Origin of the sequence: Pseudomonas sp. RIT-PI-r (assembly GCF_001297015.1) — a bacterium.
Classification (GTDB): domain Bacteria; phylum Pseudomonadota; class Gammaproteobacteria; order Pseudomonadales; family Pseudomonadaceae; genus Aquipseudomonas.
Genome location: NZ_LIGE01000011.1, coordinates 113,836 through 126,897 on the forward strand (window position 1 = coordinate 113,836; position 13,062 = coordinate 126,897).

Sequence of the window (13,062 nt, forward strand, 5' to 3'; positions counted from 1 at the left end):
CTGAAACAGTTTCCTGATAAAAGGATTGCCTCATGGCTCTCGACGTTCAAGAAAAAGCTCAAATCGTTGCTGACTACCAGCAAGCTGTTGGTGACACTGGTTCGCCAGAAGTGCAAGTTGCACTGCTGACCCACAACATCAACAAACTGCAAGGTCACTTCAAGGCCAACGGTAAAGATCACCACTCCCGTCGTGGTCTGATCCGCATGGTAAACCAGCGTCGCAAGCTGCTGGACTACCTGAAAGGCAAGGACGTGAGCCGTTACAGCGCTCTGATCGCTCGCCTGGGTCTGCGTCGCTAATCAGCGATTGCGCTATGAGGTTGGTGGTCTGTCGGACGTCAGCGGTTTACCGCCGGCGTCTTGCAGGCTCCCAGCCTCAAGTTTTATCTGGATGCATGTTTTACCCTGGACAGGCGTTGGGCCGATTCCCGACATTGCCCAAGAATTCGCAAGAAACCAGTTCCCCCAAGAGCCACAAAGAAGGTAGGACACCGTGAACCCGGTAATCAAAAAATTCCAGTTCGGTCAATCGACCGTTACCCTCGAGACTGGCCGTATCGCCCGTCAGGCCTCCGGCGCAGTATTGGTCACCGTTGACGACGACGTCAGCGTATTGGTGACTGTAGTCGGTGCAAAACAAGCCGATCCAGGCAAGGGCTTCTTCCCTCTGTCGGTTCACTACCAGGAAAAGACTTACGCTGCCGGTAAGATCCCTGGCGGTTTCTTCAAGCGTGAAGGCCGTCCTTCCGAAAAAGAAACCCTGACTTCCCGACTGATCGACCGTCCGATCCGTCCGCTGTTCCCAGAAGGTTTCATGAACGAAGTGCAGGTTGTCTGCACCGTTGTTTCCACCAGCAAGAAGACCGATCCGGACATCGCTGCGATGATCGGTACCTCGGCTGCCCTGGCCATTTCGGGCATTCCGTTCGACGGCCCGATCGGCGCCGCTCGAGTTGCCTTCCACGAAAGCACCGGCTACCTGCTGAACCCGACTTACGAGCAGCAAGCTGCTTCGAGCCTGGACATGGTCGTTGCCGGTACTTCCGACGCCGTACTGATGGTTGAATCGGAAGCCAAAGAGCTGACCGAAGACCAGATGCTGGGCGCCGTACTGTTTGCTCACGACGAGTTCCAGGTGGTGATCAACGCCGTCAAAGAACTGGCCGCTGAAGCTGCCAAGCCAACCTGGAACTGGGCTCCGGCGCCAGAAGCCACCGAACTGCTGGGCGCTATCCGTGCCGAGTTCGGCGACGCAATCTCCCAGGCTTACACCATCACCATCAAGGCCGACCGTTACGCTCGCCTGGGTGAGCTGAAGGATCAGGTGGTTGCCAAGCTGTCCGGTGAAGAAGGCCAGCCTTCGTCCAGCGAAGTCAAAGCCGCTTTCGGCGAAATCGAATACCGCACCGTTCGCGAAAACATCGTCAACGGCAAGCCACGTATCGACGGTCGCGACACCAAAACCGTACGTCCGCTGAACATCGAAGTCGGCGTTCTGCCGAAGACTCACGGTTCGGCACTGTTCACCCGTGGTGAAACCCAGGCTCTGGTTGTTGCAACACTGGGCACCGCCCGTGACGCACAGCTGCTGGACACCCTGGAAGGCGAGAAAAAAGACCCGTTCATGCTGCACTACAACTTCCCTCCGTTCTCGGTGGGCGAGTGTGGTCGCATGGGTGGTGCTGGTCGTCGTGAAATCGGTCACGGCCGTCTGGCCCGTCGTTCGGTTTCGGCCATGCTGCCAGCCGCTGACGTGTTCCCGTACACCATCCGTGTGGTTTCGGAAATCACCGAATCCAACGGTTCGAGCTCGATGGCTTCCGTTTGCGGCGCTTCCCTGGCCCTGATGGACGCTGGTGTGCCGATGAAGGCGCCGGTTGCCGGTATCGCCATGGGTCTGGTTAAAGAAGGCGAGAAATTCGCCGTCCTGACCGACATCCTCGGTGACGAAGACCACCTGGGCGACATGGACTTCAAAGTAGCCGGTACCGCCAAAGGTGTTACCGCGCTGCAGATGGACATCAAGATCAAAGGCATCACCGAAGAAATCATGGAAATCGCTCTGGGCCAAGCCCTGGAAGCGCGCCTGAACATCCTCGGTCAGATGAACCAGATCATCGGCCAGTCGCGTACCGAACTGTCGGCCAACGCACCGACCATGATCGCGATGAAGATCGACACCGACAAGATCCGTGACGTTATCGGTAAAGGTGGCGCGACCATCCGTGCGATCTGCGAAGAAACCAAGGCTTCGATCGACATCGAAGACGACGGTTCGATCAAGATCTTCGGCGAAACCAAGGAAGCGGCTGAAGCAGCACGTCAGCGCGTACTGGGTATCACCGCTGAAGCCGAGATCGGCAAGATCTACGTCGGCAAGGTTGAGCGCATCGTCGATTTCGGCGCATTCGTCAACATCCTGCCAGGCAAGGACGGTCTGGTGCACATCTCGATGTTGAGCGATGCTCGCGTCGAGAAAGTGACCGACATCCTGAAAGAAGGCCAGGAAGTGGAAGTGCTGGTACTGGACGTGGACAACCGCGGTCGTATCAAGCTGTCGATCAAAGACGTGGCAGCTGCCAAGGCTTCGGGCGTTTAATCAGCCCATAGCGTTAGCGCAATAAAAATGCCCCGCCGTGAAAACGGTGGGGCATTTTTTTGTCTGTCATAAACACCCAGAGATCGCAGCCTGCGGCAGCGTCCACAAAAGCGCTGTGGTAACCCGATCATGCAGGAGTTGCCGCAGGCTGCGATCTTTGCTTTTGTGAAAACCGGTGCTAGGTTTAGCCCACCGCCCGTGTAGCTCAGCCGGTAGAGCAGCGCACTCGTAACGCGAAGGTCGCAGGTTCGATTCCTGTCTCGGGCACCATCTTCCTTATTTCACCTTGCGGCTCAGATCCTCGACAGTGCGTTTGAGCTGATCCATCGCCCGATCCTGATCGTTGATCTTCTGCTTCAGACTGGAAATCTCGCTGCTGTTCGAATTGGAGCTGGAACCGCTGTTGCGCTTGAGGTCTTCCACCTGACGGCCGAGGGTTTCGAGCTTGCGATCCTGTTCCTTGACCTTGTTTTTCAGCTCCTCGATTTCCTTGCCGCTGGAACTGGAGCTCGAACCGCTGCTGCGTTTGAGTTCTTCGATCTGACGTGATTGATCGCTGACGGTGTCGCGCATTTTTTTCAATTCATCGACGCTGAAATCGCTGCGGATCACCACTTCTTTACCATAGTCGTTGTGAATCAACGAAAATTTGTCACCGTAGGAGGGGCTACTGGAACTCAGCTCCAGTGCCATGGCGCTTGCGGGAAGAGCCATGGCAGCAATCAGAGCGGTGGTGGAGATAACGGCGGACATTTTCGAAAAACTGCGCATCACTGGTTTTCCTTGTGAACAGCGAAGATGGGTGCCGAAGTGGCACATCGCTATGACTCGGATTTCGTATTTATGTTCCGCAGGTCAACTTTTTGTGCGAGAGATGTAAAGAGCCGTGTAATTCGTCATGCAAACGTCCTATATTCGGTGCCTGCATGAGCATCGCTTAGCAGTTTTCAGATGATCCCGAATGGTTCCGAAGGCCGGAAAAAACCGCGTCAGAGAGATCCTTGATGATCCAGATCCATCCTCCATTCTTACGATCAGCGAGAACGCCATGACCGAATTAACTCAAGAGCAACGTCACGAACAAGCGCTGGAAAAGTACAAGCTTGATGCGCCCCAACTGCTGGAAGAGATCAAGGATCTCAGTCCTGATGATCAGAAAGATCAGATCCAGTGGGCGTTCGAAGACGAGGCCGAAGCTCAGGGCCTGCAGCCCTGGGAGTTGACGCTCAAGTACACGAGCACGCCGGAGGAGTTCGAGGCGCAGCGTCTCGTGCTGCACAAAGAGGCGGCCGAAGTACTGGGTGTCGAGTGGGATGAGTACTGCGAGATGAATAATCTGGTGGTCTGAAACAAAAACGCCAGCCTTATCCGGGCTGGCGTTTTTTATTGCGTAGTCTTCAGAGACTCAAGCGCATCGACAGATCGACAGCTTTGACATCCTTGGTCATCGCGCCGATCGAGATGTAATCCACCCCGGTTTCAGCGATCGGCAGCAGCGTGCTTTCGTTGATGCCGCCGCTGGCTTCCAGTTTCGCCTTGCCGCCGTTCAGGCGCACGGCTTCGCGCATGTCATCCAGGCTCAGCTCGTCGAGCATGATGATGTCAGCGCCTGCCTCCAGTGCTTCTTTCAGCTCATCCAGGCTTTCCACTTCGACTTCCACCGGTTTGCCCGGCGCGATCTTGTGCGCGGCGGCAATTGCCTGCGGGATGCCACCGCTGGCGGCGATGTGGTTTTCCTTGATCAGGAACGCGTCGTACAGTCCGATGCGGTGATTGTGGCAGCCACCACAGGTCACTGCGTACTTCTGCGCCATACGCAGGCCTGGCAGGGTTTTACGGGTATCGAGCAGCTTGACGTCAGTAGCGCCGACGAAGTCTGCGAGGTACTGCGCGCGTGTGGCCACGCCTGACAACAACTGCAGGAAGTTCAGCGCACTGCGTTCACCGGTCAGCAGCGACCGCGCCGGACCTTCCAGATGAAACAGCGGTTGATTGGCTTTGACCCGCTCGCCATCGACCACTTGCCAGTGCACTGCAACGCGGGGATCGAGCTGACGAAATACTGCATCGACCCACGCCGTGCCACAGACGACGGCCTCGTCGCGGGTGATGATGGTGGCTTTGGCCAGGCGTTCGGCCGGGATCAGTTGCGCGGTGATGTCGCCGCTGCCGATGTCTTCGAGCAACGCACGGCGCACGTTGGCTTCGATTTCGGCGGTCAAATCGGCGAGACGTAGATTCGGCATAACGGGCTCCACAAACAAAGTGGTTCGATTATAGGGGCATGGGATCAGCCAACCCAAGGCGAGAACGTGCGTGCCTGACTGCATCCGGTCGAATTTGTTTGAGCAAACAGTGTTGAACCGTGGTCACTGGAAGGGCGCCGGTATAGGGGAAACCCTGACGGCTATAGCGCCGGAGACATCTTTTGCAAGATAATCCGCCTTGCATTTGACGTCATAGCTTTGACGTCCTAAGAATCACCGTTCCAGGAGGCTTGGATGCACAACGACGGGAAAGTAGTGCCTTTGCACAAGGCCGCTACCGATCAGGCGAATCACTCGCCGCTCGCCCGCCTGCCTGTGATTCTGCTTCAGGTTCGCGACAAGGCTGCGCAGCAACTGCGTCACGGTTTGCAGGAACTGTTCGATAACGCCGACGACACGCTGTTTGAAATGGCCGATCGGGCGCGCAACGACGTCGAGCAGAACATCTTTTTCGAAGCCATGCGCGACCTGCGCCTCAAGCGCAAGAATATCGAGCGCGGCTTTCTCGAACAGTTTTTCGAGGCCTTCGTCGGTCTCACTCAGTACGACCCCACGCACAACACGCTGCCACGCACGCTGATGTTTGAGGACTCGGCACCGCGCACCGATGACATGGAGCGCAGCGTAGCGGTCGAAACCATGGTCGGTCGGGTGCTCAAACGCGATGGTTTCGCCCTCGATCAATTGACTCTGCGTCTCAACGCCTTGCTCGGCAATACCCTCGACGACCAGCACAACCCGCTCGGCCCGGCGATGCTGTGCGAGTTCTTTTTGCAGGCCGGGCGCAATCTGGGCGTGGAGATCAAGGTCAAGCTGATCCTGCTCAAACTGTTCGAGCGCTATGTGCTGGCCGACACCGAACAGCTTTACGCTGAGGCCAACCAGCTGTTGCTCGCCACCGGCGTGTTGCCGGCGTTGAAACCGGCACCGGCGCGGCGCGCCATGGATCGAGCGGCCGCGAGTGTCTACAGCGAAGAAAGTCATGAGCCGACGCCCGCCGACGAAGGCGTGCAAGAAGTGTTCGCCGCGCTGCAGGAGTTGCTGTTGCATGTGCGCGGCAGCGTGGCGCCGACCCTGGAACCCAGCAGCGCGAGCCAACCGATCACCACACGCGACCTGCTACGCCTGCTTTCGCATTTGCAACAATACGTGCCAGCGCTCGCCGCGCAGGACGACTTCGATCTGCGCAATCAGCTCGAACAACTGCTGACGCGGGTCAGCGTCAAAAGTGGCAAGTCGCGGATCGTCGGTGGTGCAGACGAAGACGTGATCAACCTGATCGCCATGGTCTTCGATTGCATCCTCGAAGATCGCAACGTACCGGATTCGCTCAAGGCGCTGATTGCTCGTTTGCAGATTCCGATGCTTAAGGTAGCCGTCCTCGACAAAAGCTTTTTCAGCCGTAGCAGCCATCCGGCGCGGCGCCTGCTCAATGAAATCGCCGACGCAGCCATGGGCTGGGGCGACTGCGACAGTGCCGAGCGCGACAGTTTGTACGTGCGCATCGAACAAGTGGTGCAGCGCCTGCTCAGCGATTTTGTCGATGACCCGGCGATTTTTTCCGAGCTGCTCGCCGACTTCCTCGCCTTTACCAGCGACGAACGCCGCCGCAGCGAACTGCTTGAGCAGCGTTTGCGCGACGCCGAAGAGGGGCGCGCCAAAACTGAACTGGCCCGGCGCCGGGTCGAACAGGCATTGAATCAGGCATTGCTGGGCAAAGTCCTGCCGCCGTCGGTAGTCACTTTCGTCCAGAACGCCTGGAGCAAGGTGCTGCTGCTGACGCGCCTCAAACATGGCGATCAGTCCGCAGAGTGGCAGGCCGATGTGCAGACCATGGAGCAATTGATCTGGAGCGTGCAGCGTCATGATGATCCCGAGTTCAGTCTGCGTTTATTGACTCTGGTGCCGGGGTTGCTCAAGTCGCTGCGTGATGGCTTGACCAGTATCGCGTTCGATCCGTTTGCCACCGGTGAGTTTTTCAGCGAACTCGAAGCGCTGCACGTGAAGGTATTGGAGCGAGCGGCGGACACCGATCAAGCGACGATGATGGTCGAAGTGTCGCAGCAGATCGTTTTGCCGACCGCTGACGAGGGCTCGGTGGAACTGACCTCCGTACGTTTGCCTCACGACGATGCAGGTCTGCGCCAGGTTGACCAGTTGCGCCTCGGCAGTTGGGTGGCGTTTGCGGAAGACGACGAACACAGCTTGCGCTGCAAACTGGCCGCTATCATCGAAGCCACGGGCAAGTACATCTTTGTCGATCGCACCGGGACGAAAGTACGCGAACGCAGTCGCACCAGCCTTGCCCTCGAATTCCGCCGTGGCGCCGTCCGTGCGCTGGACGATACGCTGCTGTTCGACCGGGCGCTGGAGTCAGTGCTGGGCAATCTGCGGCGACTCAATCGCGCCAAGTGATCGCGCGCCGGGGGCCGATCACGGCATACTGGGCGTCAACACAGTCGGCGTTGAAGGAATCGGTATGCAGTTGGATCCCGCTAGCGGGTGGTGTCACGGGGTGCAGGTCTGCCCATCGCCCAACTTCAATGAGCGTCCTGCGGGCGAAGTCTCCCTGTTGGTCATCCATAACATCAGCCTGCCACCGGCGCAGTTCGCCACGGGCAAGGTGCAGGAATTTTTCCAGAATCGTCTGGATGTCACCGAACATCCCTATTTTGCAGGGATTGCTGACCTGCGCGTCTCGGCGCACTTTCTGATTGAACGTGACGGCAAGGTCACCCAGTTTGTCTCCTGTCTCGAACGGGCGTGGCATGCCGGAGTGTCGATTTTCGACGGCCGCGAAACCTGTAACGATTTTTCCGTGGGCATCGAACTCGAAGGCACCGATGATCTGCCGTTCACCGATGCGCAGTATCAAGCCTTGACGACGCTGACCCGTCAGTTGCAAACAGCATTTCCGGCTATCACCGGCGCCCGTATTTGCGGGCACAGCGATATAGCACCCGGGCGTAAGACCGATCCTGGCCCGGCATTCGACTGGGCGCGTTACCGCGCAGCCCTGGCACAAGAGGAAGGACAATGAGTTTTCTGGTGTTACTGCTGGCGGTCTGGATCGAGAAGTTCTCGGCCTTGCGCCATCGGGTTCAACGCGATGGCGGATGGATCCGCGAACTGAACAAACTCGAAAGCAGCGCGCGACTGGCCAGCCAGCCATGGATAGTGCTGACGATTCTGGTGTTGCTGCCGGTGGCGCTGCTTGGCTTGTTGCTGGTGGTGCTGGAGCCAGTAGCCTATGGCTTGCTGGCCTTGCCGGTGCATTTACTGGTGGTGATTTACAGTCTGGGACGCGGCGATTTACTCGGCGGCCTCGGGCCGTTCCGTGATGCCTGGCGCCGTGAGGATCTGCAAGCGGCGGCACATGTGGCCAAGCGCGATCTGGATATTTGCGCTGACAGCGGCGAGCAATTGCTTGATCGCGTGCAGGGGCATCTGCTGTGGGAGGCTTATCAGAGTTTCTTCGCGGTGATCTTCTGGTACTTCCTGCTCGGGCCGGTGGCGGCGTTGGCTTATCGCTTGTTGGCGCTGGCCGAAGAACACGGCAAGAATCCCGCACTGGCCGAACGCGCCGGGCAAATGCGCCATGCCTTTGATTGGGTGCCGGTACGCTTGCTGGCGGCCAGCCTGGCGCTGGTCGGCAACTTTGTTGCGGTCAGCCGGGTGATGCTGCATGAGCTGCTGAACTGGAACATCAGCGCTGCGCAACTGATCAACAAGGTTGGATTGGCTGCTGGAGAGATCCCACCGCCTGCGGTCGGTCCGGATGGCATCAACACTCTCGATTGCCTGTGGGAACTGCTGCTGCGTGCGGCAGTGCTGTGGTATGCCGGGTTTGCCTTGTGGACGGTTCTGGTTCACTGATTAAAAAAAGATCACAAGATCGCAGCCTGCGGCAGCTCCTACACAGGAATTGTATGTTTCCTGTAGGAGCTGTCGCAGGCTGCGATCTTTTTCGTTGTTAACCTTAAGTTACAAAACCTCCCTTCGATTTGAGCTATACAGAGACAGCGCCCGATAGTGGCTATCTGCTGTCGCCCCGCGCCTGCCAATAAAAACAAGAAAAACCAAGGGAGACTTCCAGTGAAGAGCTTGCTCTATCCCGCCGTCTCGCTGATGAACCGTCTGAGCTTCGGCATGAAGTTCAGCCTGATCAGCGTGCTGTTCCTGGTGCCGATGCTGGTGACCAATTTCTATCTGGTGCGCGATTCCTATCGCGAATTCCAGGGCACCCGCGTCGAGCTACAGAGTCTCGATCTGCTGGGCAGCAGCCTGGCCCTGCGCCGGGATCTGGAGACGCTGAACAATCTGGTGCAGATCAACGTCACCCTCGGTCAGTCGGGCAAGGCCGGGAACGTCGAAGCGCAAATCATCACGCTTGAACAAGCGGTTTTGACACGCCTGCAAGGGCTGACGGCGATGACCGACGATCCCGAACATATCCAGGTGTTCGACGGCAAACGCGATGAAATGATCGCCGCATTCAAGGCGCAGCAAACGGAAAAATCGCTGCAGAGCAAAAGCGCGTTGATTGGCAAACTGCTGGCCAGTGCGCAGATTTTCAGCCAGATCATCACCAGTCAGGCCGGCCTGAGCCGCGACAACCAGAGCGATATCCGCCAGCTCAGCGAACTGGTGACCCTGATCACGCCGACCGTCACGCAAACCCTCGGCGAAGGCCGGGCCATGGGTTCGTATTCATTGGGCCAGGGTTTTCTCAACAGCGCCTCCAGCACCCGTTTCGATGAGCTGTTGGTGCAGATCGAAAAACTCCAGGCGGAGTACGCTTTGAAATTGCAGGACGCCCTCGGCTCCAGTAAAGCTGCGCGGGAACACCTCAGTGCGATGGCCGACAACAGCAAGGCCTCGTTGAAACAGGCCAGCGAACTGTTCGAAGAGCAGGTCGTCATGGCCGACACCCTCGATGCGCCGTGGCAAGCTTTTTACGATCAGGTCACCGGGCTGATCGGCAAGACCTACGAGCTCAACGACGCCACGTTGAAATTCCTCGACACTCAGTTGCAGCAGCGTCTGGCGCAGAATCGCACACACATGCTTCTGCAGACTGTGGCGCTGTCGGTGGTGTTCGTGTTGATTTTCTACCTCTATGGTGGCTTCTACGCTTCGACCCGCACCACGCTTAAACGCCTCGGGGCGATGATGGACAAGGTCGCGGCCGGTGACATGACGGTTAACTTCAAGGCCAACAGTCGTGATGAGCTGGGTGAGTTGGGCGAAGTGTTCAACGGCACGGTGAAGAAGATTCACGACTTGATCGAGCGCGTCGGCCAGACCGTGGGCGAAGTCGAGCGTCAGGCCGGCCAGGTTGAAAACGTCTCCGCACAAAGCAATCAGGCGGTGGCGGGCCAGCGCACGCAGATCGAACAAGTGGCGACGGCGATGAACCAGATGTCGGCGACTTCACTGGAAGTCGCACGCAGTGCCGCCGCGGCGGTGAGCAGCGCCCACAGCGTGAATGACGAGACCATCAGCGGTCGTGGGCTGGTGGAGTCGCAGCAGGGCAGCATTGCTGCGCTGGCCAGCGAGATCGATCAGTCAGTGTTGGTGATCAATCAACTCGCCAGTGACAGCCAATCGATCAGCCGTGTTCTTGAAGTAATCAAGAGCATCGCCGAGCAGACCAATCTGCTGGCGCTCAACGCCGCGATCGAAGCGGCTCGTGCCGGTGAGCAGGGTCGTGGTTTCGCCGTGGTTGCCGATGAGGTGCGCACCCTGGCCAAACGCACCCAGCAATCGACCGAAGAGATTGAACAAATGATCGCCAAGCTGCACGGCGGTGTCGGTGCAGCGGTGAAAGCCATGGGCGTCAGCCATCAGATGGCCAACGGCACGGTCGGGCAGTCGGAGAAGGTTCAGCAGGCACTGGAAAACATCCTTGGGGCTGTGGGCATGATCGTCGATCAGAACCAGCAGATCGCCGCTGCCGTTGAGCAGCAAACGGCGGTGGCCCATGACATTGATCAGAATATCGTCGAGATCAACCGCGCCGGTGAGCGCACGGCGCAAGGTGCGCATCAGACCGAAGATGCCAGCCGGGCACTGTCGGCTCAGGTCGTGGAACTGAAACAACTGATCAGCGCCTTCCGCGTCTGAGCTGTACACAAATCCCCTATAGGAGCTGCGGCACGCTGCGATCTTTTGATCCTGATTTCAAAGATCAAAAGATCGCAGCCTCGTTTCACTCGACAGCTCCTACAGGGGGAGATGTGTTACCAGCCGAAGACTTCGCAGCTGTTGGCGGTGCTGGCCGTGGCCAGTTGTTGCGGGCTGATTTTCATCAGTCCGGCCAGCGCCTCACAAATCGCCGGCAAGTGCGCCGGACTGTTGCGCTGACCGGGAAACATGACAGGCGCCATGTCCGGTGAATCGGTTTCCAGCACGATCGACTCCAGCGGCAACTCCGCCAGCACGCGATGCATGCGCAGTGCCTGCGGCCAGGTCGGCGCGCCGCCCAGACCCAGTTTGAAACCCAGTTTGATGTACTCCCGCGCTTCTTCACGGCTACCGGCGAAGGCGTGGATGATCCCCGCGCGTTTGAGCTTGAAGCGCTTGAGGGTGGCAATCACCGCGGCGTGGCTGCGGCGCACATGGATCAGCGCCGGCAATGCAAAGTCCGCTGCCAGTTGCAGCTGTGCTTCGAACAGCGCCTGTTGGCGCTCGCGATCCAGCGTTTCGATGAAGTAATCCAGACCGATTTCGCCCACCGCACATAACTGCCGATGACCGCGCAAGCGTGTCAGCCAATCGCCGAGTGCGGTCAGATCTTCCGGGCGATGCTGATCGAGGTACACCGGATGCAGACCGAACGCCGCGTACAAATCGGCATCGCTCTGCACCAGATCCCACACCCGTTGCCAGTTACCCTCGTAAACCCCCAACACCACCATCCGCTGCACCCCGAGGGCACGGCTTTCGACGAGCAACGCCTGTCGATCTTCGTCGAAGTCGGGGAAATCGAGGTGGGTGTGGCTGTCGATCAGCTCCACGATTCAGTCTCGGTGAATACGCTGCTTGAATGTCCGCGCGATGGCCTGCACACCGGGCTTGTACTCCGACTGCTCGACGGCCGCCAGCGCTAGTTCCAGCGCCTTGTCGGCAATCAACTGGTGCTGTTGGGCCATGGCGTTGACTGGCAGCGGCAGGAAATCCAGCAACTGCGTATCACCGAATGTGCCGAGGCGCAGCGGCCGCGATTTCAGCGGGAAGTCATGCAGCGCATCGAACACGCCCTGCAGCAGGACGTAGGACGTGGTGACCAACGCGTCCGGCAAATGCCCCAGGCGTTGCAGGAGTTCTTCCATCAACTGCTTGCCGCACTCACGGCTGAAAGATTCAGCGTGCTCGACCAGCACCTCGCCTTTGAAGTCGACCAGCGCTTGTTTGAACCCGGCAGCACGTTCCTGGCTGATGCTCAGTTCCGGGCGCGCACCAAGCAGAACGATCTGCTTGGGTTGCGGGTCGAGCAGGCTCTGGGTCAGGTGCAGACTGGCCTCGCGGTCGTCACTGATCACCGAGCAGAAATGCTCCGGCTCCATGACCCGGTCGATGGCGATGATCGGCAGACCTTTGGCCTGCAACTGCCGATAGCTGTCATCGCCGGTCGGCAGGCAACTGGCGACGATCAGCGCATCGCAACGGCGCGCGCGGAACAGTTGCAGCAACTGGCGCTCGCTGTCCGGTGCATCGTCGGAGCTGGCGATCAGCAACTGATAGCCGCGCGCCCGCGCACCTTGCTCCAGCAGTTTGGCGATCCGCGCGTAACTGGGGTTTTCCAGATCCGGCAGAATAAAGCCCAGCGTGCGCGTGTGCCGACTGCGCAGCCCGGCTGCTTGAGGGTTTGGCGTGAAGCCATGCAGATCGACCACTGCCCGCACGCGCTCGACGGTCGCGGTGCTGATGCGCTGCTGTTCGGCCTTGCCGTTGATGACGTAGCTGGCGGTGGTCACGGACACTCCGGCCAACCGCGCGATATCACTGAGTTTCAACCCGGGATTTCCTTGTTTTTGCGAGCTTGCCGCAACATTTTCGCCAATCCTACCCGATTAGGGCAGGCGACTATTGTCGCAGCGCATCCGACAAGTTGGACTTCAAGGATGGGACATTATCGAGTAACGTGCCGATCTATCTAGATTAAACGTTTCAGCAAGCGTATTTTCTACGT

The 13,062-nt window shown here is 58.5% G+C and carries 11 protein-coding genes and 1 tRNA gene; 8 read left to right on the forward strand and 4 right to left on the reverse strand.

Features of this window, described 5'->3' with window-relative positions; translation table 11 throughout:
• The first annotated feature begins 32 nt into the window (after window positions 1-32).
• The 3 genes from rpsO (at window position 33) to AK821_RS01945 (ending at window position 2,871) form a co-directional block, all read left to right on the forward strand.
• Window positions 33-302 (forward strand): 30S ribosomal protein S15, encoded by a 270-nt coding sequence (gene rpsO, locus AK821_RS01935; RefSeq protein ID WP_003197723.1) that lies wholly within the window; start codon window positions 33-35, stop codon window positions 300-302.
• A gap of 193 nt (window positions 303-495) precedes the next feature.
• Window positions 496-2,601, forward strand: coding sequence for a polyribonucleotide nucleotidyltransferase (pnp, locus tag AK821_RS01940; protein ID WP_008088348.1), 2,106 nt, complete (start codon window positions 496-498; stop codon window positions 2,599-2,601).
• Between the two features lie 194 nt (window positions 2,602-2,795).
• Window positions 2,796-2,871, forward strand: a tRNA-Thr gene (locus AK821_RS01945).
• Window positions 2,872-2,877: 6 nt separating this feature from the next.
• Here AK821_RS01945 and AK821_RS01950 read toward each other — a convergent pair.
• Window positions 2,878-3,372: a hypothetical protein gene (locus AK821_RS01950; protein WP_064387887.1), complete on the reverse strand. Its 495-nt coding sequence runs from the start codon at window positions 3,370-3,372 to the stop codon at window positions 2,878-2,880.
• Between the two features lie 277 nt (window positions 3,373-3,649).
• On the opposite strand from AK821_RS01950, the gene AK821_RS01955 reads away from it, so the two are divergent.
• On the forward strand, window positions 3,650-3,949 hold the full coding sequence (locus tag AK821_RS01955; RefSeq protein WP_064119459.1) for a DUF6388 family protein: 300 nt from the start codon (window positions 3,650-3,652) through the stop codon (window positions 3,947-3,949).
• 49 nt (window positions 3,950-3,998) lie between these two features.
• Here the strand turns inward: AK821_RS01955 and nadC are convergent, their stop codons facing one another.
• Window positions 3,999-4,847 (reverse strand): carboxylating nicotinate-nucleotide diphosphorylase, encoded by an 849-nt coding sequence (nadC, locus tag AK821_RS01960; RefSeq protein ID WP_064387888.1) that lies wholly within the window; start codon window positions 4,845-4,847, stop codon window positions 3,999-4,001.
• A 255-nt stretch (window positions 4,848-5,102) separates the two neighbouring features.
• Here nadC and AK821_RS01965 point away from each other — a divergent pair, with 255 nt between their 5' ends.
• From AK821_RS01965 to AK821_RS01980, 4 genes are all read left to right on the forward strand, one after another.
• Window positions 5,103-7,283 (forward strand): DUF1631 domain-containing protein, encoded by a 2,181-nt coding sequence (locus AK821_RS01965; protein ID WP_064387889.1) that lies wholly within the window; start codon window positions 5,103-5,105, stop codon window positions 7,281-7,283.
• A 64-nt stretch (window positions 7,284-7,347) separates the two neighbouring features.
• Window positions 7,348-7,908, forward strand: coding sequence for a 1,6-anhydro-N-acetylmuramyl-L-alanine amidase AmpD (ampD, locus tag AK821_RS01970; protein ID WP_064387890.1), 561 nt, complete (start codon window positions 7,348-7,350; stop codon window positions 7,906-7,908).
• The gene (ampE, locus tag AK821_RS01975) at window positions 7,905-8,744 is read left to right on the forward strand and encodes a regulatory signaling modulator protein AmpE (RefSeq protein WP_064387891.1); all 840 of its coding nucleotides are present in this window, start codon (window positions 7,905-7,907) and stop codon (window positions 8,742-8,744) included. Before ampD ends, ampE begins: the two co-directional genes overlap by 4 nt.
• 219 nt (window positions 8,745-8,963) lie before the next feature.
• Complete coding sequence (locus AK821_RS01980) at window positions 8,964-10,994, forward strand: methyl-accepting chemotaxis protein (protein WP_064387892.1); 2,031 nt, start codon at window positions 8,964-8,966, stop codon at window positions 10,992-10,994.
• Between the two features lie 116 nt (window positions 10,995-11,110).
• Here AK821_RS01980 and AK821_RS01985 read toward each other — a convergent pair whose 3' ends face one another.
• Window positions 11,111-11,887 carry a TatD family hydrolase gene (locus AK821_RS01985; RefSeq protein ID WP_064387893.1) on the reverse strand — a complete coding sequence of 259 codons (777 nt, stop codon included), beginning with the start codon at window positions 11,885-11,887 and terminating at the stop codon, window positions 11,111-11,113.
• A 3-nt stretch (window positions 11,888-11,890) separates the two neighbouring features.
• Window positions 11,891-12,886 carry a catabolite repressor/activator gene (gene cra, locus AK821_RS01990; protein WP_064387894.1) on the reverse strand — a complete coding sequence of 332 codons (996 nt, stop codon included), beginning with the start codon at window positions 12,884-12,886 and terminating at the stop codon, window positions 11,891-11,893.
• Window positions 12,887-13,062: the final 176 nt, after the last annotated feature.